Here is a 21731-nt window from a genome sequence, read left to right on the forward strand (position 1 = left end):
TGGAGCCGGCCCATCGAGCGACCGACCCTCCGCACCGCCGCCCAGGAGAAGCAGACCGACATGCGCGACTCAGGCAACGCCACCGCATCCAGCGACAGCAGCAGCAATCCGACGAGCCTGTCGGCAGCCACGCTGCGCACCCGCGTGACGGTCCCGCTCCGCTTCGGCGACGGCTGTACGGTGAGCGCCGACCTCGCAACCTTCCACCACCTCGCCGACGGGCAGGAACATGTGGCCGTCGTGCTCGGCGATCCCGCGCCCGGCACGCTCCCGCTGGTCCGGCTGCACTCCGAGTGCCTGACCGGCGACGTCTTCGGCTCGGCCCGCTGCGACTGCGGACCCCAGCTGCGCGAGGCCGTCGAGCGCATCGCGGAGCGCGGCGGCGTGCTGCTGTACCTGCGCCAGGAGGGACGCGGCATCGGCCTCTACAACAAGCTCGACGCCTACGCCCTCCAGGACCAGGGCCTCGACACGTACCAGGCGAACGCCGCCCTCGGCCTCCCCGAGGACAGCCGCGACTACACCGCCGCCGCCCAGATGCTCGCCGCCCTCGGCATCTTTGAGCTGGACCTGCTGTCCAACAACCCGGACAAGGCGGCCCAGCTGCGCACCCTGGGCCTCACGGTGGCCCACCACATTCCCACGGGCGTCTTCACCACGGACCACAACGTCCGTTACCTCCGGACCAAGGTGGTCCGCACCCAGCACACGCTGCCGCTGACGGAACTGGCGTCGGGCTGACGGCCGACCTCCATCGGGCCATGGCCCAACCCTGTCGTCACCGCGATGCGGGGCTTGACCAGGTGGAGCCGAGTTCGGGCGCATCCAGTGAGACGCCCTGTCGGCACACCTCATCGCCGAAGGGTGACGGCAACCAGCTGCTCCGCACCGAGAGGCTGGCCGCTCCCAAGGGCCTCGCCTCGCTCCACCACGTTCTGTTCGCGTGCGCACCCTGGGGCTGGCAGACTGAATTTGTGTTTCCGCTGATGGCCGCTGCAGTTCAGGAGGCGTTTCCATCGATTCCCGGTGCCGGCGTGGTGTCGGTTTGCGCATTGATCTTTACCGTCGCGTCCTTCTGGTGGATCAACGCCCGGCAAGGGCACCTGAAGTCCTGGGAGCCTCATTCCTTTGCTGCGATTGTCCACTGCTCCATGGCTCGCCTGCGGCTTCCGCTCGTCCTCCACAACACCGGTGCCAAGCCGATAATCGTGCAGGATCTCAGGTTGACCTTTCCCGATGAGCCCGCCTCCCATCTGCCGCTCCTGTGGATGTCCTCACCGTCCCGTCTTCAACCCGGGCCGGAGGACGAGCCGAAGTTGCCGGCCGGATTCGCCGTGGCCGGCAGACAGGCGGAGCAGCTCTTCATCGAGTTCGAGGCACCCTTTTCCGGATTCGTTGCGGAGCCCCGTGATTACAAGGTCCAGCTTCAGGTGAGGGTCGGCCACCGCAAGGGATGGCGCCCCCTTCTGACGTTCTCCTTGAGGGCCGCCAACATCGTTGATCCCGACCGGTACACGGTCTACAGCAACGCACCTCTTGAACTGACGAAAGAGGACAGGCAGAAGGCGGACGCCGCGCTCCTGGAGCTGCTGGACGAGCGGGAGGACCTCGCTGCTCCGGGAGACAGGAAGCGACGGGACTCCTCGCATGACGAGGGCGACACCGGCACGAACCTCTAGAGCGGGAAGCCCCAGGTCAGTGCAGGTCCACCTGGAACGCGTGACGGTGGTCGGCGGGGCAGGTGAAGACGCGCAGGTCTCCGTGGCGGCCGACGACGACCCCTGTCTCGTCGTCGCTGGCCACCGTGAACAGGAGCGTCATGGCCGTGCCGCAGTCACCGCAGGGAAAGACTGTGGGCTGCGTCAGGTGCCAGGTCGGCCAGCCGCCGAGCTTCCAGCCGGCGAGGCGGGTGATGACATCACCGCCGTCGCCCGTCTCGCGGACCAGTTCCTCAAGCCGCGGGCGGAGTTCCGCGGGTAGCTCCTCACGGAAGGGGAAGTCGGTCACGGGCTCGGCGGTGACGGCACACGCCCGGGGCAGGTAGCCGTCCTCGTCGTACCGCGAGGGCGACGGCGGAGTCGTCATCGGGCTGGTCACCTCAGCGGCCCGACGCCATCGCACCTCAAGCACGGGGCTGACGTCGGCCTGCTGGACCGGGGGATCCCAGTGTTCGTTGGGACACCAGAGGATCTGCAAGAGGTCGGCGCCGGCGGGCCACCAGGGTCCTGGCGCGTCGCGCCGGAAGACCTGTGCGACCGGCACCATGGCCGTGGCAGGCACGCCGACGGGGTCGTTCCCGTCGGGCAGGGAGCACTCGGGCCACGGTTCGTCACTCGGCCACAGCAGCGGCCCGCCGATCGAACTGTTCATGCAGTCCGGTTCTGCGCGCTCGGGATGGAGTATGACTGCGTCGCGCGCGTGGGGAGCAAGTTCGGGAAGCGCGGTGAGTATCGCTTCGAGCGTAGGTCTGGGGCTGTGGGTCATCATGGTTTCCGGTCGGACGGTCGTAGATCGCTCGCAGCGTATCGGCCGGCTGTGACAGCCGTTCCCACTCGCGCCGCGAGCCCTTGGGCGCCAAGGCCGCAGCAGTGCCGACCGGCGGTGTCTCCCCTGGTGGCCGAGGCGATCGGCTTCGCGCTCGACCAGCCGGCAGGCGTCGACCTCAACACGGTGACGATCCGTCCGATCGGCCAGTCCGTCTGACTCCAGGCGGGCAGCGTGCTCACTGGTGCACCATCCTCATGTCAGTGATCTTCGATGGATCGCTGACGCATCCGAGGTGCTGCCGGGTCATCGCCCTGCTCGCTTGACTCTGACCGGCCACCGGCCGCGTCTGACGTCATGAGCGGTTCGTGCCACCGCCGGCCGGATCGTTCGAGATGCGCGGTCCCTGCTGCGGTGAACTCAATGGGGTACGGCATGACCTCCACGGTCCGTCGGAGCCGTGCCGTACCCGTTCGCAACATCGCAGGAGGGCTGTCATGGTCGCTACCCCGGACAGGGCACTCAATGGCAAGGTCGCCTTCGTCGGCGGCGCATCCCGCAACCTCGGCGGTCTGATCAGTACCACTCTCGGCGCGGAGGGCGCCCTGGTCGGGGTGCACTACAACAGCGACTCCTCCCGGGCCAAGGCCGAGGACGTCGTCGAGCGGATCAGCAAGGGGCCGGGCGAGGCGTTCGCGGTCCAGGCCGACCTGACGAAGGTCGACGAGGTGGAGCGGGTCTTCGACGAGGTCGTGAACCGGTTCGGCAGGCTCGACTACAGCATCAACACCGCCGGCATGGTGCTGAAGAAGCCGCTCAGCGAGATCACGGAAGAGGAGTACGACCGGATGTTCGCGGTCAACTCCAAGGCCGCGTTCTTCGTCATGCGCGAGGCCGCCCGCAGGATCGAGGACGGCGGGAAGATCATCACGGTCGTCACCTCGCTGCTCGCCGCGTACACCGGCCTGTACTCCACGTACGCGGGCAGCAAGGCGCCGGTCGAGCACTTCACCCGCGCCCTGTCGAAGGAGCTGTTCGGCCGGAACATCTCGGTCAACAACATCGCTCCTGGCCCGATGGACACCTCGTTCTTCTACCCCGCCGAGGACGACGACTCCGTCGCCTACCACAAGTCGTCCGCGATGAACGGCGAGCTCACCAAGATCGAGGACATCGTGCCGTGGGTGCGGCACCTGCTGACCGACGGCTGGTGGGCCAACGGGCAGACGATCTTCCTCAACGGCGGCTACACCACTCGCTGACCACCACCGAGGAGCTGGGCCCCGGCACGGTCAACCTGCTCACCGGCGACTACACGCTCGGAGCCACCGACGCGCCGGCCTTCGGGCTGGCGGTGGAGCGCACCGCGTCCTCCCGCACCCCGCGAGCGGTGCCGGCGGGGCTCCCGCAGCGGCTGGACGCCCGAGCCGGGTGCCGAGTACCTCACGCTGACCGGCTCCACCTCGGGCACGTTCACGCTCGCTGGAGACGACGGTGGGGTGACGGTCTTCACCAAGCCGTCCGGGGCGAGCACCTGGCAGGTGTCCGGCAGCAGGAACGACGGCCAGACCGACTCCACGACGTCCATGGACTCCGAGACGGTCACTGTCGACGGAACCCAACTGGCCCGTCCCACCTGGGTGTACGCGCCCACCTCGGCCACCAGGGTGGCGGCCTGCTAGGCCCTCTCTACGGAGCCGTGCCCCTATGACGAAGTCTTCCGACGACTTTCCTTTCCTTGACAATTTTCTTTGTCGGTCGAACACTGGAGACGTGGCTCACGGCCGCAGCCGGCGCCGAGCAGTCACCCCACACGTCTCCAACCGCGAGGAACCCGACATGCGTACTCTGATCAGCACCGCCTTCATCTCCCTAGACGGCGTCGTGGAGGGCCCGGGCGGCGAGCCCGGCTACCGGAACTCCGGCTGGACCTTCAAGGACATCGAGTTCGTCGCCGAGGCGTTCGAGATCAAGGGGCGGGAGCAGCAGGAGTCGACCGCGGTCCTCATGGGCCGGGTCAGCTACGAGGCGTTCAGCCCCGTGTGGCCCGACATGGCGGAGTTCGCCCACTACAAGACGCTGCCGAAGTACGTCGTCTCCACCACCCTCACCGACGACGAACTCGTCTCCGACTGGGGCGAGACAACCATCCTGCGCACGCTCGAAGAGGTCGCAGCCCTCAAGGAGACCTCCGGCGGCCCGATCATCGTCCACGGCAGCGCGAAGCTGAACCAGGCCCTGTCCGACGCGGGCCTGATCGACCGCTACCACCTGCTCGTCTTCCCGCTGCTGCTCGGCGCCGGCAAGCGGCTCTTCAGCGCAACCGACAAGGACACCCAGAAGCTGAAGCTCATCGAGCACGAGGTCTACGGCAACGGCCTGCAGAAGCAGGTCTTCGACATCGTCCGCTGAACCTGACGATGCCGGGGTCCGTGTGCCTTCGGCCCTCCGACGGTTTTCCCTGCTCGTGGGCGCGGGCGCTGAGTGTTCAGCTGTGCTGGGGGAGCCACAGGGGGGCGCTGCTGCCGCGGGGGAGGAGGATGTCGCGGAAGTGGCCGGGGGTGCGGGACATGATGATCTGGTCGGTGACGCCCTGGTAGTGGCCGCAGGGGGTGTCGGCGGTGAAGGTGTCGGGGTCCAGGTAGGCGTGCGGAGAGCCGGGGTCGGGGTCGAGGGCGGTCGAGTGGGCGTAGCCGCGGTCGAAGACGCCGAGGCTGAGGATCCAGGTGGCGATGCGGGTGAGGTTGAGGGTGACGCGGTAGCTGCCGCCGTCGGTGGCGCGGCGCATCAGCGCGGCGAGCGCGCCGGTGGTGGCCAGCCAGGAGAGTACGTAGTCGTTGACGACGCTGATGTACGGCAGGGCCGGGGTGCTGGTCGGGCCGGCCGCGACGCCGTCCTCGCCCTCCATGAGCATGATGCCGGTGAGTGCGCCGGCGGTCTGGTCGAAGCCGACGCGGTGGGCCCAGGGGCCGGTCTGGCCGGCGAGGTAGATGCTGATGTGGATGATGCCGGGCCGGACGGCCGCCGCCTCCTCGGCGCTGAGGCCGATCTTCTCCAGGTAGCCGGGGCGGCGGTTGGCATAGAAGATGTCGGCCTCCCGCAGGAGTTCGCGGATTTTGGCCTGCCCCTCGGCACCGTAGGGGTCGATGGTGGTCGAGCGGACGCCGACGTTGGCGGTGTTGTAGGTGGAGTCGTGCTCCAGCTCGTTCGGCCGCCAGATGTTCAGCACGTCCGCGCCGTGCTGGGCGAGGTCCCGGCCGACTCCGGCGCCGGCGATGATGTGGCCCATGCCCAGGGCGCGCACTCCGGAGAGCGGCTGGGCGGCCGCGGCGGAGAGGGGCTCGGGCTCGCTGTCGCCGATCTTCTCGATCTTGATCAGCGGTTGTCGTGCGATGTACCCGTAGGCGGGCTCGCGGAGGTACTCCTCGGTGGTGCGCAGCATGGGCATCACCACGCCGATCTCGTCGCCCGCCTGCTCCAGGTCGGCGGCGTTCCACTTGGAGACGGCGTCCGCGACGGCCTGCTTCTCGGGCCAGGTGCGAAGCAGCTTGTAGACGGCGTTCTTGATCTTCGGGTAGGGGTTGAGCGGCATGACCCAGCGGCCGTCGCGGGTCTGGTAGAAGTCGAAGCCGAGCGGGTTGGCCGGGTCCGAGGGCGTGCCGCCGGGGTAGCCGTTGAGCAGTTCCCACTTCTTGTCGTAGAACGGGCACAGCCGGTGCGGGGCCTTGCGCAGGTCCATGGTGATGTCCTGGCCCTCGCCGGTGCGCCGCTGCCAGAGGGCGGCCAGGGCGACGGACTTGGCGGTCATGCCCAGGGCGGGCACGGCACCCAGGCGCATGATGCTGGGGACGACGGGGTCGGCACCGATGAAGGTGATCTCCCCGCCGCTGTCCTCGGGGTGCAGGCCGACCGAGGAGAGGACCTCGCGCAGGGCCTGGTGGATGTCGAAGCCGTCGTCCGTGGTGGACGGATCGGCGAGGGTCTTCTGGATGCGTTCGGTGAGTTCTTCTGCGCTCATGGGTTCTGCGATCTCCGTGCTGGCGGGTGATGGCCGGGCGGCGAGGGCGGGTCAGGCGTCGAAGGTCTCGCCGAGCGCGCGCATCAGGGCGAGCTGCTTGCGGTCGCGTTCCGCGGCGAGTTCGTCGACGGTGCCCCCGAAGTCCTTGATCTGGTCGGTCAGCAGCCGCCTGGTGGGCTCGTCGAAGGCCACCTTCTCGTGGGCCATGTCGGCCCAGCGTCGCTCCATGCCGACGCCGAGGTGGCTCATGAAGTGGGCCAGTCCGCCCTCGCCGCCGCCGAGGTGGAAGGAGCGGAAGGGCCCGGCGACGGCCCAGCGCTGGCCGATGGACGAGGTGACGATGTCGTCCAGCTCCTGCATGGTGACGACGCCCTCGCTCACCAGATGCACGCACTCGCGGAAGATCGCCGACTGCAGCCGGTTGGCGACGAAGCCGGGTACCTCCTTGCGCAGCACCTGCGGCCGCTTGCCGAGGTCGTGGTAGAAGGCGCGGGCGCGTTCGACCGTCTCCTCCGAGGTCCGCTCGCCCGGAACGACCTCCACCAGCGGCACCAGATGCGGCGGGTTGAAGGGGTGCCCGACGACGAGCCGGGCCGGGTCCCTGAGGGCGGTGGCGATCTCGGTGGCGGGGATGCCCGAGGTGGAGGTGGCGAACAGGGCACCGGCCGGGGCGCTGCTCTCGATGGTCTGCCAGATCTCGTGCTTGACCTCCAGCCGTTCCGGGCCGTTCTCCTGCACCAGATCCGCCTCACGGACCGCGGTGGCAAGGTCCGGTTCGAAGGACAGCCGTGCGGTGAGCGACGAGGTGTCCAGGCCGAGCGCCTGCAACGCGGGCGCGGCCTGCGCGACATACGTGCGCACGGCCTCGTCGACTCCGGGCTGCGGGTCGCTGACGGTGACGGACAGGCCGCGGGCCAGGAACAGCGCTGCCCAGGAGGCACCGATGACGCCTCCCCCGACCACGGTGACCTTGCGGATTCCGGCGATGCTGTCGTACTCGGACATACGGGACACCTGCTCTTCTTCTTCTCGGCGCGCGGGCGCGTGGGTGTGGGGCGTGGGGGATGCGGGGGACAGGGCGGACGTCGGGGATGTGGGGGGATGCGGGAGCTGGGGGATGCGGGGAGCGGTCAGGTCAGGTAGTCGTGGACGACCCGGGCGCGGCCGAGAGTGAGGTCGGTGAGGATGTGCGAGGCGGAGACGACCTCCAGGACCGGCAGGTCGGCGAGCGGGGCCAGCGCGTGGGCCAGCAGTTGCAGCCGGGCGGGCCCGCTCCAGGCGCCCTTGACCGTGAGGTCGTCGATCTGGGTCCGGACGAGTTCGCAGATGCGCGGCGTGCCGTCGTAGTGCGGAAGCTTCTTGAGCATGAACGTCGGCAGCGTCAGCTCCTCCCGGGCCTTCTCGGTGGCCAGCGGCCGGTGCTTGTAGCCCATCGTCGCGCGGGCGACGGGCAGCGAGCCGTAGTCCAGGGTGCCGACGAGGGTGTCCTGGTCGACGTAGAGCCGGGGCCGGCCGAGCTTCTTCGGGAAGGCGCCGATCTCCCGCCCGCTGGCGATCGCGGGAAAGTTGTCCACGTACATCGACAAGCTGTACTCACCCGTCTCGCCCTCGTACTCGACGACGGCGAGCTGGCCCGACTCCGTGTAGTCGCCCAGCCCGGTGACGTCCGGCATCCGCATGACCTCGAAGCGGACCAGCGGCTCCGCCACCCGCAGCGGCTCCGGCACGACCCGCTCCAGGGCCCCGGGATCCGTCCGGTACGTGATGTTCAGGTACTCGCGGTCGGTGAACCGGTACGGGCCTGCCGGAAAGGCCGGGGCGTCCAGCGGTGTGCTGGGTGCGTGGACGACGTCCTCGACTCGCATGGCTCTCGCCTGCCTCTCACGTCCCCATGATTGACATAACGACACTAAGGGGACGAAACGCTGTGCACCTGTCCTCGGTCGAGTGTCTCCAGGACGCTCGGCGGGACCTGCGCGGTCTTCATGGTCGGTTGCATAATGCAACACGCCCACTGTAAATCCGTCCGCCATCTGTTGCAAAATGAAACTCCGCGGCAGGAGCCCGGGCCGCATGGAAGGGACACGCACGTGGCCGATGACGACACAGAGCTCCGGGGGCTCGTCCGCGAGCTGGTGACTCTCTCCCGGCGCTTCCGGGGCAACGCCGAACGGCTCCATCCGGACCTGAGCTTCGTCGACTACTCCCTGCTCTCCGAGATGGCCGCACGCGGTGGGGCTCGCGCGACAGACCTGGTCGGCCTCTACGGCCTCAACAAGTCCACGATCAGCCGCCAGGTCGCCGCCCTGGAACGCGCCGGCCTGGTGGTACGGGAGGTCGACGCGCGCAACCACCGAGCCCAGCTGCTCCGCCCAAGCGAGCGCGGCCGGGAACTCCTCGCCCGCGCCGACGCCCTGATGTACCGGGAGGTGGACGCCCGCACCGAGGGCTGGGCCGCGGAGGAGGTCCAGGCCCTGCGCGGCCTCCTCGCCCGCTACAACGCCGCAGCCTCCGCCCTCGCCGCCGACGCACCGAACGGCTGACCCGATCGGAAGGGCCCGGAGGCCACGCGGGCGGCCGGGGGGTGTAGCCCTCTACACCGTGGATCCGGGAGCGGGCTTCCTCGTGGTGGCGAGCCCGCGCCGGGATCGTGGATGCAGGAGATCGGCCGGGGTCCCAACGGATCCGCCGATCGAATCGACCCGCGTATCCCGCGTATCCCCGACACCCGAAGGACAGTTCCATGCATCCGCTCGCCCGTGTGAAGGTGTTCGTCTCCGATCTGCTGCTGTGGTCGGGCTTCGTCGGCGGACTCGCCGCGAGTTCTGCCTCCGGTGCCGTCCTCGACGGCACCGGGAAGGACATCGCCACCTACGTCGGAATCGGTGTCTCGCTCCTGACGGGCTCGCGCATCGCGAAGAAGCCGAGGATCGGGGCGTTCCTGTCGCGGCGGGGCACGCTCTGGTTCCTGTTCCTGTTCAACGGCGCCACCGCCGCCGGGACGTACTTCGCCATGGACGGAGCGAAGGGGATCATGGGCGCCGCGGGCATGGGTCTGGTCTCCCTCGGAGCGGCCGGCGGCCTCGTCGCCGGCTACCGCAAGCCGAGGCCTGTCCGGCCGGCCGACCAGCCCTCGTCCTGACCGGCCACACGACCGGCGTCCCCGCCCCGGCGAGGAGAGGCCCGCGCGCCCCGGACCGCGACCATCGCCGCCACGTCACCGGCGTCGATGTCGCCATGGCCGCATCACCGTGATCACTGGCCTTCGTCGTCGCGCTTGCCTTCTCAGATGCCGGGGTCGAGTTCCTGTTCGGCCCACACGGTCTTGCCACCGCCTGGCAGGCACCTGGCTCCGTGGCGCCGGCAGAGCTGCGCGACGATGTACAGGCCGCGACCGCCTTCGTCACTGGTGCACGCGTGGCGCAGCCGGGGAAGGGCGTTGCTGGTGTCGGAGACTTCGCAGGTCAGAACCTGGTGCCGGATCAGACGGAGGCGGAGTGGGCCGGTGGCGTGGCGGACAGCGTTGGTGACCAGTTCGCTGATGATCAGCTGGGTGGAGGCCTCCAGACGTTCCAGTCCCCACTGGGCCAGCCGTCGGGTGACCAGGGCGCGGGCGCGGCGGACGACAGCCGGATCGCTGGGCAGTTCCCAGCTCGAGGTCTGGCTCGGGCTCAGCGCATGGGTGCGTGCGACGAGCAGCGCCACATCGTCGCCCGGTGACTGAGTCGGCACCGTCTCCATCACCAAGGAGCAGAGACCTTCCAGCGACTGGCCGGGGTCTGCCAGGGCGCCGCCCAGGCGCTTCATGCCGATGTCGATGTCCTGGTCGCGGCTTTCGATCAGGCCGTCGGTGTACAGAGCGATGCGACTCCCCTCGGGCAGTTCCAGCTCGACGGCTTCGAAGGGGACACCCAACCCGACGCCGAGCGGCGTCCCGGTGGGCAGGTCGGGGAAGGTGACCTTGCCGTGAGGGTCGATGACCGCGGGCGGCGGGTGCCCGGCCCCTGCCATGGTGCACTTCCGGGTGATGGGGTCGTAGACGGCGTACAGGCAGGTCGCACCGGTGACACGGGTCGGGTCCTGGGAGTCGGCGTCTTCCGCGGCGAGCCGCCGGACCGTGTCGTCGAGGTGGCTCAGCAACTCGTCTGGGGGCAGATCGAGGTCCGCCAGCGCGTGTACCACCGTGCGGAGCCGGCCCATGGTCGCCGCGGCGTTGATGCCGTGTCCCACCACGTCGCCCACCACGAGCGCCGTCCGGGCGCCGGACAGCGGGATGACGTCGAACCAGTCGCCTCCGACACCGTTGTCCACATCGGCCGGCAGATAGCGCGAGGCCGTCTCGATGGCCGTGCCCTGCACCACACGCTGCGGGAGCAGTTTGCGTTGCAGGGTCAGGGCCGCGCTGCGTTCCCGCGCGTACCGGCGAGCGTTGTCCAGGGCAAGCGCCGTACGGCTGACGAGTCCCTCGGCCAGCAGCAGATCATCCTCCTGGAACGGCGCGGGTTCCTCGGTCCGTACGAACACCGCCGTGCCCAGGGAGGTATGCCGGGTACGGATGGGGACGACCATCAGGGAGTGCATGCCGCTGTCCCGCATGGTCCGTGCCCGGTCGGGGTCTCGATCGAACCAGGTGCCGGGAGAACCGTCCAGGACCGGTTCCAGATGGGAGCGGCCGGAAGACAGGACCTTGGTGAAGGGCGAACTCGGTGGTACGGCGACCAGCTCACCGCGCGCCCATGGGGACTCGGGGACCCCGGGATGGATCGAGGCCATACCCGCGCGACGGAGGAAACGGCGATGGCCGTCCATCGGTCCGATGCGGGCGAACGGTGCTTCGCCGAACTGGATCGACTCGGCCAGGTCCACGTTGACGTAGTCGGCAAGCAGCGGTACCGCGAGGTCGGCCAGCTCCTGGCCGATCCGCATCACGTCCAGGCTGTTGCCCATGCGTGTGCTGGCCTCGCTGAGGATGGCGAGGCGCTCGCGGGCCCGCTGACTGCCGGCGACGTCCACACTCGTGCAGCACACCCCCGTGGCCCGGCCGTCGGCGTCCTGGAGGCAGAAGTACGATGCTGCGATCGCGTGCTCACGGCGCGGATCCGCCGACGGCCACGCCCGGTACTCGTGGACCGTGGCGATGCCGCTGTCCAGGACCTGTCGCATCACCACCTCGAGCCTTTCGGCTTCGACGCCCGGCAGCACATCGGGGAGACGGCGTCCGAGACGCTGATCGCGAGGAATGCCGTCCTGTCGCTCCATCGCGTCGTTGGTCCAGGCGCAGTGCAGGTCCTGATCGTGAACGGTGATGCCGATCGGTGTACGGGTGAGAAGTGAGTCCCGTACCGATCCGATGGTCCCCACCGGGGAGAGCGAGGCGATGTCGGTGCCGGAGATGAGCCAACGGATCTCCCGGTCCTGCCCCCACAGCAGCGAGAACCGCAGGCTTGCCTTGATGGCGTGGCCCTCGCGGTGGCGGACGGTCGCGGTGCCGGACCAGCCGCCCCGGGCAAGGCACTCCTGGGTCGACGCCCAGTCCAGCAGCGTTTGACGGCTGAGCGGCAGGAGCTTGGAGACGGGCCGGCCGACCACTGCCGTGGCCGGGTAGCCGACAAGCCGCTGCGCCGTGCTCGTCCACCCCACCACCGTTCCCTCGGCGTCGATCATGGCGATGGCGGAGTCGGGTGTCTCTCGGGGGTCCAGCCGTTCACAGAAGCTGCCTTGAAATATCTCGGTCACCGGATTTTCCCCATCACTCGGGTTGCTGAGAATCGGGCCGGGGCGATCCAGCGGCTCTGGCCGGTGTCATCCGGACCACGACAGTAAGGAAGAGGTTAGGAGTACAGCCCGGGACGAACGCGGGGTGCAACGCACCATATTCCGGGCTTGGATTGTGACGGGGAAACAAATCGCTCACCCGTAGGCACCGGTAGTCTTCCAGGCGCCCGTAGTCTTCAGAGCATGGGCGTGGAGACTCCGGAGCCCGGGTGGGAACTGTCCGTGAGTGCGGCCAACGTGGAGTCACGCCTCGCGGAGATCTCTCACGACGTATGAGAACTTTCCTTGGCGCTCGCCAGCAGGATTCTTTCGGCGACGTCGTCCGCCCTGACCTGCGGGATTTCGATGAGCAGGTGGCCGAGGAGATCATGGGGCACCTGGTCCGGGCAAGACGTGCGGAACCCGAGGTCGCCCTGCTCGCTGTCCAGTACCTCGGCTCCACGGTCACGCAGCCGTCCGGAGACGGCACGGAGGTACGCCGGCGCACTGGAAGTCCTCGGCGTCGCCACTGAGGGCATCGAGTTCGCGGACCTGGAGGTTGTCAGCGCTTGTGTCGGCCGCCCGCTCCACGCTCGCTGGGCCGCCCAAGTCCTGCAGCTGGGAATGGGGTGACCCCACCGACCGCAAAGCCCCGATCTCACTGCCGCGCGCTCATGGGCAATGAAATGAATGTGATGCGATGATCGGAGGCGTGAGCATGCTCGCTCGGCGATAGCGAGGGGGCGGCAGGTGGACTTCTCGGACGAACTCCTTGACCGATCGGAACCGTCGGCTCTGCTTTACCCCGAGGGAGTCATCCACTCCCTGAACGACGCGATGGCCACCGCGCTCGGCAGGCGGATCGACCAGTGCGTGGGCCGCCGCATATGGGAACTGGTGCCCGCAAGCCAGAGCTCCGTGGTCCGGCGCATCGTGGCCCACGCGAACGAGCAGCAGCTGGCGATGCGGGTGCTGGAGCTTCCAAGGCCTGGCCGGGTGTCCCTGGTCACTCTCGTAGAGGCGCGGTCGACGACCACGGCCGGGGGCGAACAGCTGGTATGGGTGCACTCGCTGAGCATGCACAACGACCTCGGCAGCCTGCTGATCCCGTTCCGCATGTCGGCGAAGTCCGCCGGCCTCGGGCTGTGCGTGTACCTGCCGGAGGTGGAGCAGATCGAATGGCTGGGAGGGGCGCCCGCCGTCGGCGCGCTGTTCCCGGAGGCCTCCCTGCCTTTGCCGTGGGTGGTCCGGCGTGTGCACCCCGATGACCGGGGGGCCTTGCGACAGCTCCTAGGCTCGGACACCCCCGGGCGCCCCTGGACCGGCCTGCGCTTCCAGGACGAGCGAGGGGACTGGCACCATCTGGCCTGCCAGACCCGGAGGATCCAGCTGGGGTTCGACGGTCCGGAGCAGGTCTTCGGGACGATCCGCGACGACACCCGGCAGGAGGCGCGCCGACAGAAGATGCTGGCCGCGCTCGGAGCCGAACGGCACCGTGCCCACGAGATCGCCGTGTTCTCCTCCGCCCTCGTCCGCACCGCCACCGAGCAACAGCTGCAGCAGGTCGTTCTGACCCGGCTGGCCGCGACCTTCGGCGGCACCGGCGCGGCCCTCGCGCTCGTCGACGACGGGCATCTGGTCGTGTCCTCGGATGCCGGGCTCACCCTGTGGGATGTCGGTGTCCTGGATCGCGGATACCTGGACGAGCAGCGTCCGTTGGCTCAAGCGATCCGCACGGGCGAGCCGCAGTTCATCCCCGATCAGGAGGAACTTCTCCGCCGCTGGCCGCACGGGGATGCCGCGCCCCTGCCGTGGCCCGGCCCCGCCGCCGTGTCGATCACCCCCCTCGGCTCCACCGGCGAACAGCCGCTCGGGGCCTGGGTGGTGACCTACGACAGCGGGCACCGCCCGTCCGCGGACGAGAGAGCCTTCATGATCACACTGGCTGAGCTCGCAGGCCAGGCACTGGGGCGCATCAGACTGGAGGAGGCTCGCCTCGAACTGGCCGCGGCGGTCCAGCGGAGTATGCTCCCGACGCTGCCCGAGCACCTGCCTGGCCTGCAGGTCGCTGCCCGCTACCAGCCCTGCCGCTCCGGTCTCGACATCGGCGGAGACTGGTTCGACGCCTTCCTCATGCCCGACGGTGAGGTAGCCCTGGAGATCGGCGACGCCCAGGGGCACGACGCGGACGCGGCCGCCTGCATGGGACAGGTGCGCGGCGCCATGCGCGCGATCGCCGCCCGGGAGCCGAGCCCTGGAAACGTGCTGACGCACACCAACCAACTGCTCGTCGCGATGGACGTACCGCGGTTCGCCAGCTGCACGATGCTGCACATCGATCCACGCACCGGACAGGTCACCGGCACGAGTGCCGGCCACGTGCCCCTGTTGTGCGCACGCGCGGACGGCAGCCACGACGTGTACCACCTGCCAGGCGGTCCGCTCCTGGGGATCCTGCCGGACGCCGACTACCCGCAGGAGACGTTCACGCTGGACAAGGACACCGCCTTGGTCATGGTCACCGACGGCGTGGTCGAAGGACCGGACCTGGTGCTGGACGTCGGACTCGAGCGAACCGGAAAACTGGCCGCGGATGCCCTCCACGACGGACTGAGCGCCGAGGAGACCGCCGACCGAATCCTCGACGCGGCGGCCGAACTCAACCACCGCGACGACCTCGCCGTACTGGTCGTCCGACGCACGTGATGAACCCCCGTGATCACGTTTCCCACGCTCGCCGCAGAGCTGCCGGGTTCGCACCGGCCGGACGAGCCTGCACGAGGATGGCGGCCCAACCGCGGGTTGGCCAAGGAGTGCTGTTTCAGACGAACGGCGGGACGGTGACACCCCATGAGACGGTCAGACGAGGCCGCAGCGGTCCCTGGTCATGGGTGGGCCGTCACGGTGGAACGCACGCCGGGCGTCGGAGAGGCGGACGGCGGGGGATAACTCGGATGCAGCGAGGGGGACAGCGGAGCCAGCGACTCGCACAGTGAGGACGGGAAGGCGGGCTCCTCGCGCCGCACATCCCGGCAGCCTCCGGCGGAGGTCCGGATGATCGGCTTCCAGCCCGCCTTCTCTGCCCGGAAGAACCAACGGTCGCCCAGCCGGGAAGAGCAGGCCGAGTCCGTCGAGTCGCCGCAGGCCGGTCCCGTGCGCCAGGAGAAGTCCAGCACCAGCCACTTCCCGTCGCATTTCTCCGAGTCGCGGTACGTGTGCTCGGGCGCGCCGACCGCCATCAACGCCTGATCGTAGGAGGCGGGGGTGCAGCCGGTGGCCGGCGGTGTGCAGCCCAGCTTTCCGCACAACCGCAGCGCGGGCGGCTCGGCACCGTCGGCGGTGAAGCGGGTGTAGTGGTCGACGATCACGTCCCGGTCGCCCAGCGGCTCGGGCAGGGTGACCTTTGCCGTGGCCGTGCTCTCCTTGGTGCACCCGGAAGCCCTGTCCCCGGACGGCGAGGTGAAGGTGACCTGCACCCACACGAGGTCCGTCAACGGGTCGGTGAGCACTGCCTTCAGGTTGCGCACGCACGCGTGAGCGCCACTGGGCACCTGGGTGTCGATGAGCAGCGTGCGCCGGTCCCCGCCGAGTTGGACTCCGGTGACCGCGGAAGGCTGCATCGTGGTCCACGGGATCGGCTCGGCTGCCGCCGAGGAGGGCGTCCTCTCGCCCTGCTGACCGGCCACCTGTGTCCCGCACCCGCCGAGGAACGGCACGGCAACGGCGCAGAGCAAGGCGGCCGCTCGAAGCGTTCTGCCTGATCGTCTCAAAGCGCTCAATCCCCCCGGTACGCACAGACGTTTCCCAGGCAAATATAGGACTGCGGCCGGGGAGGCCCACCAGTTGGGTGGGTGGGCTCGGTCGATGTGCCGACGCACCCGCTGTGCCGACGATGGTGAATGCGACACCGATGCCTGTTGTCGCTGCTGCCCCGACCACGAGTCCCGGCTCTCTTTCAGGCGGCGGACTTCGCTCCGAGGGCCGCGCGATTCCGGCCACAGCCGGTCTGGTCCGGCACGGTGAATTCAATCTGTGAGTTTGCGCTGTATTCCGTGTGATGTGGATCGGGTGGGCCGACAGCATGCGTCCCACCGGCGTTTTACCGGGCATGTCAGAAGGCTCCCCACGAACTCGATCCGTCGATACTCGTCGTGAAAGCTGAGCTTGCGTCCCGCGAATTGCCGTTTCCCGGGGGCACTGTGATGCTTCCTCGGTGTTATGGCGCTGCCCCCGACGCACGCCGAGTCAACCGACCGAAAGCGCCGGCGGTCGCTCATGGACCCGACCCCTTCCAGTGGAGGACTGCGATGTCTGAGCGAAACGAGAACGAGATGGACGAAGCGGCCTCTTTCGGCGACATGAGCCGGCGTTCGTTCGTCGCGGCGACGACCCTCGCGGTGGCCGCCACGGCCGTGGTGGGCGGCGCGACGACCGCCGGGGCCGCCACGAAGCCCGCGACCGGGCTGAAGGTGGGTGCCGGAAAAGCCGCGTTCACACCCGACGCCTCGATCCTGCCCCTGGACAACTTCACCTCGGTGCACGATGAGCTGTATGCGCGTGTGCTGTTGGTGGAGTCCGGCTCCCGCCGTGTCGCCCTGGCCGTGCTGGACCTCACCTCGATCAGTGCCGAGGCGATCGGCCTGATGCGCGAGGCCATCACCGCGGCCACCGGCATCGCGGCGGCGAACATCATGGTCACCGTCACGCACTGCTTCTCCGCACCGCACGTAGCGGACAGCAGCTCGTCGGCGGGCGCCGCGACGTACGTGCGGAACATCGTCACCGCCACCAAGAGCGCGGTAGCCGACGCGGTCGGGAACCTTCAGGACGCCCAGGTCGGCTACGGCCGAGGTGAGGCCGGCATCAACGTCAACCGCAACGTGCTCACCGCGGACGGCTACTGGCTGGGCGTCAACGAGCAGGGCACCTCGGACCACGGCGTGTACGTCGCCCGGTTCAACGATCTCAACGGCAACCCGATCGCCGTCCTGACCAACTACAACGTGCAGTCCTGCGTGATGCAGGACTCCGTCATGAGCGACGGCAACCTGCCGATCACCGCCGACCTGGCCGGCGCCGCCACCGCGCACGTGGAGAGCGAGTTCCCCGGCGCCATCGGTTTCTGGCTCGTCGGCGCCTGCGGCGACCAGTTCCCGGCCTACCGCTCGAAGCGGTACACGATCGACAAGAACAAAGCGTGGACCTACGGCGTCGACCTGCACGAGGCCGGCTTCGCCCTGCTGACCGCGCAGGGAGAGCGCCTGGGCGACGAGATCGTGCGGGTGTCCCAGGCCATCACCAGGTACGAGAGCGGCAAGAACGTCACGGTGCGGCTGCTCACCGACGACGTCACCACCACCGAGATGGAGACCGACCATCCCACGGGCCCGGTGAAGACCACCACGTACACCCCCACCGACACCGCCGAGGTACCGATCTGGGTCTTCCAGGTGGGCAAGGGCGTGTTCGCCGGCGTGGAGCCGGAACTGTCCACCAGCACGGCGGACGCCATCCGCAGGGCGTCCCCCTTCGCCAGCACCTTCGTCATGTCGATGTTCGAGGGCGGCGCCAAGAACATGCCCGACCGCTGGAACTACGACAACTTCACCTACGAGGCACGCGACGGCTTCTACGTCGAGGGCACCGCCGAGAAGGCCGCCGCACGCATCGAACGCCTCGTCAAGTCCCTGAACTGACAGACGAGGTCGCCGACGCCCCCGGCCTGAGCGCCCATGCCGATGACGATCACCACCAGGAGCGGGCCGGGGCCGCCACCTCCGCGTTGCCGCAACACGCGGCGGGTTCGAACTCCTCCGAAAACGAGTTCTCCTCGCTCCGTAAATCGCCGACCTCCGGCATTGCGCCACGAAGGAACGCTTCATGATGGCGGGTTGAACAACTTCCAGTGGCCCTCGGAGACCACTTCGACGGTGCCGTCGGCCACCTTGATGGCGGTCTGTTCGTCAATCGCGTATGCCGGACCCGCGAACCCGGATGCCCATCGTTCTGCCACGGCCATGGTGTTCTCCGGACAAGCCGGATGATCCAGGTGCGGGAAGATCGAAAAATCAACCACACCCAGCGTGGTGTCACCACCGGCGGGCGGCTCCCAGCCCACGAAGCCCGCGCCGATGCGGGGCGTCATCACCAAACTCCCGGCGCTGAGCCCCACGTAGACCATGTCGGGCAGCGATGGCAGGAGTGCAGCCAGCCCGGACTCCCGCATCCAGTGGCCCAGGTACAACGCGTCACCGCCATTGACCAGCAGGACGTCAGCCTCCCGGATCCACGAGACCCAGCGTGCTTCGTCGATGCTGGGCAGTGCGGTGAGCTCCAACACGCCCACCGACTTCCACTCCAATTCGGTCATGGGGCTGGAGGATCGTCCGCTGATGAATCGCCATGGCCCGCCCGGATCGGCGTCGGGGGCTCCGTATCCGGCTGTGGGGATGCAGAGGGCGCTGCACTCGGCGATCGGCTTACCCAGGAGGTCGACCAGCGCATCCCGGATGCTCGCGTTCTTGATACCGGAGTCGGTGAGGAGAAGTTTCATCATGCCCTTCCCGAGAAACTGTGAATGGATCCCAAGCCAGGAGTCATCCTCAACGAGTCCAAAACCTTCGGGGGAGCCCTCCAAGAACTCGTGGCGCGAAGGACCGGTCTCCTCAGCAGCCATCGAACCCCTCGGTCGATGAACGCACTTCGCTGATCACTCGTCAGCTGAGTCACAAGGTGGGCAACACCCTCCTAGTAATCCAGCTGTAGATCGTGATCTTCACATCTTGGATGCGGCTTGTCGCTGGTAATGGCTCGTGCGGGATCGCTGCTGATGCCGGCGTCGCCAGTCGGACCAACCGAGTCGGTGGGCGACGTCGTGGAGGGGCTGGACGACGAGCGTGATGAACAGGCGCTGGATCTCGTTGCAGGACAGCGGGACCAGCCCGTCCGGGGCGGGGTTGCGGGCGTGTTCGTCGGCGCGGACGACGGCGAGGAAGGCGTGAGCGAGCATGGCGAGGGTGACCCAGCGGGTCCAGGAGGGGTAGCGGCGGACTTGGTGCTCATCGAGTCCGGCCAGCTCTTTCTCGGTCTGGAAGGTCTCTTCCACACGCCATCTTGATCCGGCGACCTGCACCAGCTCGGTCAGTGGCGCGGGCTGGAGTGAGAAGCAGCGGTAGTAGGCCAGTTCGCCGGTGGTGCGGTCGCGGCGGATCAGGAGCTGGCGGTTGCCCGGCGCTGCCTCGGTGAGATCGATGACGGCAGTCGTAGAACCGCTGTCCCTTCGCACCGCGTCCGGCCGAGAGTTTCTGCCAGGCCCGCTTCGGCACCTTCTTCACCAGGGCATCGGCGCGGAAGGCGCCTGCAAAGGTGGTCACTTCGGCCGAGCAGGCCACCGCGAGGACATAGCCGATGCCGCGTTCCTCCAGAGCCGTGCGCAGTTTCGGGTTGCCGCCGTAGACCTCATCCCCGGTGACCCAGCCCACGTGGTGTCCGGCGTCCAGGAAGCGTTCGATCATCGTGCGGGCCAGTACCGGCTTGGTCGCGAAGACGGTGTCCTCGCCGAGCCCCGCTGCCCGGCAGCGGTCCGGGTCGCTTGTCCCGGAGCGCGGGATGTACAGCTCCCGGTCCACCGCCGCGTGTCCCGGCTCTCCGGCGTAGACGAGGTAGACGGCGACCTGGGAGTTCTCGATCCGCCCGGCCGTACCGGTGTACTGGCGCTGGACCCCGACCGTGTGGGTGCCCTTCTTCACATCGCCGGTCTCGTCGACGACCAGCACCGCTGCGTCCTCGTGGAGGTGCTCGACGACGTATTCGCGCACGTCGTCGCGGACGGCATCGGCGTCCCAGGAGGCCCGGCACAGCAGATGCTGCATGCCGTGCGGGCTGGCCTCCCTGGCCCACTCCGCGATCGTCCAGCAGTTCTTGCGCGGCAGGTCAGACAGCAGGCCGAGCACCAACCGCCCGGCCCGCAGGCGGGGTTCGTACCGGGCGATCCGGCCCGCGATCCGGCTCATGGCCACCTCGAACGCCTCCCGCCAACGAGCGGGATCTTCTGTGACCTGCGGCCACCGCCTCGTCGTTACTCCACACAAGTCACGATGATCAACGGTGGCCGCGTCCGTCCCCGCACTGGCCCGACCAGCAAGATCTACCAACAGCTGGAGCACTACTAGTGCTTGGTCAGGTTCACTTGCCGATGGTGTGTCCGTTTGATCGGGTGCGTCGTTGACCTGATGTGCCGGGTGGGGAGCTGGCCGCGGTCCGGTGCGATCTGGAGGACTTCGCGGCGGAGATGTTCGAGCCGTTCGCGCGGGCGGATCAGCGCCGGTGGGGAGCGGTCTATCTGCGCGGACTGCTGATGGAGGGGCGGCGCAAGTCGGTGGAACCGATGGCCGCCCGCCTGGGCGAGGACGGCAACCGGCAGGCCCTGGCGAACTTCATCACCACCAGCCCGTGGGACGCGGCGCATGTCCGCGCCCGCCAGCCTGCCCATCATCAGCTCCGGAAAGCGAAAGGGCCCACCGACTCCGTCGGCGGACCCTCACGAAAGATCGAGGCTAGGTTGAAAAAGGCTCAGTCACGTGACTTTAGAACAGCCCTGCCTGTGCAGGTACGCGCCGCTTACGAATGCGTGCCGTTCCAGTAGTGGGTTTCCTCCGAGATCCCCACAGAAAGGTCATACCCCGTATTCGACGAATAGACGGAATCATATCCCGGGGAGATTCGCAGGCTGTTATAGGTAGCCAAGTTGGCATCGTCGTAGATTCGCGCCGACTCCTGATCCCAGTAACTACCCAGTTGGCCGTCACACGTGCTCAGCCAAACGGCGTTCCGCTGCGAGTTCGCATCGGTTGTCAGGCAGAGACCTCTAGTCCGGCTCTTCAGTTGGTACTGTCCGTACGCATTGGGAGAACCGACCCAGTCCCAGTCCTGTGAATACCAGCCTTGGCAAGCGGTCGTGAAAACACCGGAGCTATCCGCGGAGGCCGTCAGGCAGTTGCCGTTGCTCTGACTCCTGTAGGTCCAGTAGACGGGTGCGGCCGACGCCGGGGAGACGCTGCCGGTACCGACGAAAAAGAGTGCGGCGAGGCCCGCGGCGAAGGCGGAGCGCTTCCATCGAACAGAAGTGATCATGGGCGGCAAGTGTACTGACGGGGCATCGATTCACACTTCCGGCACGCTACCGCCGGGTGAATTTTAGCGTAACAATTACCTACGGTGAGGCGTCGCCGTCAGAGTTCATCAGCATTCGTGAACGCCGCCTTCATCGGTATTTTCAACGCCGGGCAACAGGACGTGTCACTGCGACCATGAGGGGCTCGCGTTTTTCCGGACAGATGTCTGACCGTCTATTTCGTCTGCGTGTCGCCGACATCGCGCGCGTTCTGCATGACCGCCTGGGTGAGCGTGCTGCGAAGGCCCCGACCCGTGAACTGCCCCGTGTGACTCGCGCGTGCGCTGGGCATCCTGAAACCGG

At 68.2% G+C, this 21731-nt stretch carries 16 protein-coding genes and 3 pseudogenes; 10 read left to right on the forward strand and 9 right to left on the reverse strand.

Going from position 1 to position 21731, the window contains the following annotated elements; genetic code table 11:
- The first annotated feature begins 60 nt into the window (after nucleotides 1-60).
- Nucleotides 61-741 (forward strand): GTP cyclohydrolase II, encoded by a 681-nt coding sequence (locus tag ACZ4N4_RS31280; RefSeq protein WP_467595059.1) that lies wholly within the window; start codon nucleotides 61-63, stop codon nucleotides 739-741.
- A 20-nt stretch (nucleotides 742-761) separates the two neighbouring features.
- Nucleotides 762-1679, forward strand: coding sequence for a hypothetical protein (locus ACZ4N4_RS31285; RefSeq protein WP_467595062.1), 918 nt, complete (start codon nucleotides 762-764; stop codon nucleotides 1677-1679).
- 16 nt (nucleotides 1680-1695) lie between these two features.
- Here ACZ4N4_RS31285 and ACZ4N4_RS31290 read toward each other — a convergent pair whose 3' ends face one another.
- Complete coding sequence (locus tag ACZ4N4_RS31290) at nucleotides 1696-2370, reverse strand: hypothetical protein (RefSeq protein WP_467595065.1); 675 nt, start codon at nucleotides 2368-2370, stop codon at nucleotides 1696-1698.
- 611 nt (nucleotides 2371-2981) lie between these two features.
- Here ACZ4N4_RS31290 and ACZ4N4_RS31295 point away from each other — a divergent pair.
- The 3 genes and pseudogenes from ACZ4N4_RS31295 (at nucleotide 2982) to ACZ4N4_RS31305 (ending at nucleotide 4896) form a co-directional block, all read left to right on the forward strand.
- Complete coding sequence (locus tag ACZ4N4_RS31295; RefSeq protein ID WP_467595068.1) at nucleotides 2982-3746, forward strand: SDR family oxidoreductase; 765 nt, start codon at nucleotides 2982-2984, stop codon at nucleotides 3744-3746.
- A gap of 5 nt (nucleotides 3747-3751) precedes the next feature.
- A pseudogene (locus ACZ4N4_RS31300) lies at nucleotides 3752-4163 on the forward strand (hypothetical protein); the annotation flags it as partial.
- A 160-nt stretch (nucleotides 4164-4323) separates the two neighbouring features.
- Nucleotides 4324-4896, forward strand: coding sequence for a dihydrofolate reductase family protein (locus ACZ4N4_RS31305; RefSeq protein ID WP_467595070.1), 573 nt, complete (start codon nucleotides 4324-4326; stop codon nucleotides 4894-4896).
- A gap of 76 nt (nucleotides 4897-4972) precedes the next feature.
- Here the strand turns inward: ACZ4N4_RS31305 and ACZ4N4_RS31310 are convergent, their stop codons facing one another.
- The 3 genes from ACZ4N4_RS31310 to ACZ4N4_RS31320 all read right to left on the reverse strand — a co-directional run bounded on the left by ACZ4N4_RS31310 (nucleotide 4973) and on the right by ACZ4N4_RS31320 (nucleotide 8367).
- A complete protein-coding gene (locus ACZ4N4_RS31310; protein ID WP_467595072.1) occupies nucleotides 4973-6502 on the reverse strand; it encodes a CoA transferase in 1530 nt (509 codons plus the stop codon).
- A gap of 51 nt (nucleotides 6503-6553) precedes the next feature.
- Nucleotides 6554-7507 carry a 3-hydroxyacyl-CoA dehydrogenase NAD-binding domain-containing protein gene (locus ACZ4N4_RS31315; RefSeq protein WP_467595076.1) on the reverse strand — a complete coding sequence of 318 codons (954 nt, stop codon included), beginning with the start codon at nucleotides 7505-7507 and terminating at the stop codon, nucleotides 6554-6556.
- A 125-nt stretch (nucleotides 7508-7632) separates the two neighbouring features.
- Entirely contained in the window at nucleotides 7633-8367 is a 735-nt protein-coding gene (locus ACZ4N4_RS31320; protein WP_467595080.1) for an acetoacetate decarboxylase, read from the reverse strand.
- A 225-nt stretch (nucleotides 8368-8592) separates the two neighbouring features.
- Between ACZ4N4_RS31320 and ACZ4N4_RS31325 the strand changes: the two genes are divergently transcribed.
- Complete coding sequence (locus ACZ4N4_RS31325) at nucleotides 8593-9045, forward strand: MarR family winged helix-turn-helix transcriptional regulator (protein ID WP_467595083.1); 453 nt, start codon at nucleotides 8593-8595, stop codon at nucleotides 9043-9045.
- 200 nt (nucleotides 9046-9245) lie between these two features.
- Entirely contained in the window at nucleotides 9246-9644 is a 399-nt protein-coding gene (locus ACZ4N4_RS31330) for a hypothetical protein (RefSeq protein WP_467595086.1), read from the forward strand.
- 143 nt (nucleotides 9645-9787) lie between these two features.
- On the opposite strand, the gene ACZ4N4_RS31335 is transcribed toward ACZ4N4_RS31330, so the two are convergent.
- Nucleotides 9788-12238, reverse strand: a complete 2451-nt coding sequence (locus ACZ4N4_RS31335; protein ID WP_467595089.1) for a SpoIIE family protein phosphatase — start codon at nucleotides 12236-12238, stop codon at nucleotides 9788-9790.
- A gap of 768 nt (nucleotides 12239-13006) precedes the next feature.
- Between ACZ4N4_RS31335 and ACZ4N4_RS31340 the strand changes: the two genes are divergently transcribed.
- Nucleotides 13007-14962, forward strand: coding sequence for a PP2C family protein-serine/threonine phosphatase (locus ACZ4N4_RS31340; RefSeq protein ID WP_467595091.1), 1956 nt, complete (start codon nucleotides 13007-13009; stop codon nucleotides 14960-14962).
- A 179-nt stretch (nucleotides 14963-15141) separates the two neighbouring features.
- On the opposite strand, the gene ACZ4N4_RS31345 is transcribed toward ACZ4N4_RS31340, so the two are convergent.
- A complete protein-coding gene (locus ACZ4N4_RS31345) occupies nucleotides 15142-16026 on the reverse strand; it encodes a hypothetical protein (protein WP_467595094.1) in 885 nt (294 codons plus the stop codon).
- Nucleotides 16027-16563: 537 nt separating this feature from the next.
- Between ACZ4N4_RS31345 and ACZ4N4_RS31350 the strand changes: the two genes are divergently transcribed.
- Nucleotides 16564-17952 (forward strand): hypothetical protein, encoded by a 1389-nt coding sequence (locus ACZ4N4_RS31350; RefSeq protein ID WP_467595097.1) that lies wholly within the window; start codon nucleotides 16564-16566, stop codon nucleotides 17950-17952.
- A gap of 182 nt (nucleotides 17953-18134) precedes the next feature.
- Here the strand turns inward: ACZ4N4_RS31350 and ACZ4N4_RS31355 are convergent, their stop codons facing one another.
- Together ACZ4N4_RS31355 and ACZ4N4_RS31360 are read right to left on the reverse strand one after the other, a co-directional pair.
- Nucleotides 18135-18809, reverse strand: coding sequence for a Type 1 glutamine amidotransferase-like domain-containing protein (locus ACZ4N4_RS31355; protein WP_467595165.1), 675 nt, complete (start codon nucleotides 18807-18809; stop codon nucleotides 18135-18137).
- A gap of 222 nt (nucleotides 18810-19031) precedes the next feature.
- A pseudogene (locus ACZ4N4_RS31360) lies at nucleotides 19032-20268 on the reverse strand (IS701 family transposase).
- Between the two features lie 278 nt (nucleotides 20269-20546).
- On the opposite strand from ACZ4N4_RS31360, the pseudogene ACZ4N4_RS31365 reads away from it, so the two are divergent.
- Nucleotides 20547-20735, forward strand: a pseudogene (locus ACZ4N4_RS31365) (transposase); the annotation flags it as partial.
- A gap of 140 nt (nucleotides 20736-20875) precedes the next feature.
- On the opposite strand, the gene ACZ4N4_RS31370 reads toward ACZ4N4_RS31365, so the two are convergent.
- Nucleotides 20876-21388: a hypothetical protein gene (locus ACZ4N4_RS31370; RefSeq protein WP_467595099.1), complete on the reverse strand. Its 513-nt coding sequence runs from the start codon at nucleotides 21386-21388 to the stop codon at nucleotides 20876-20878.
- Nucleotides 21389-21731 lie beyond the last annotated feature (343 nt).

This window comes from Streptomyces sp. NPDC026538 (genome assembly GCF_055567535.1).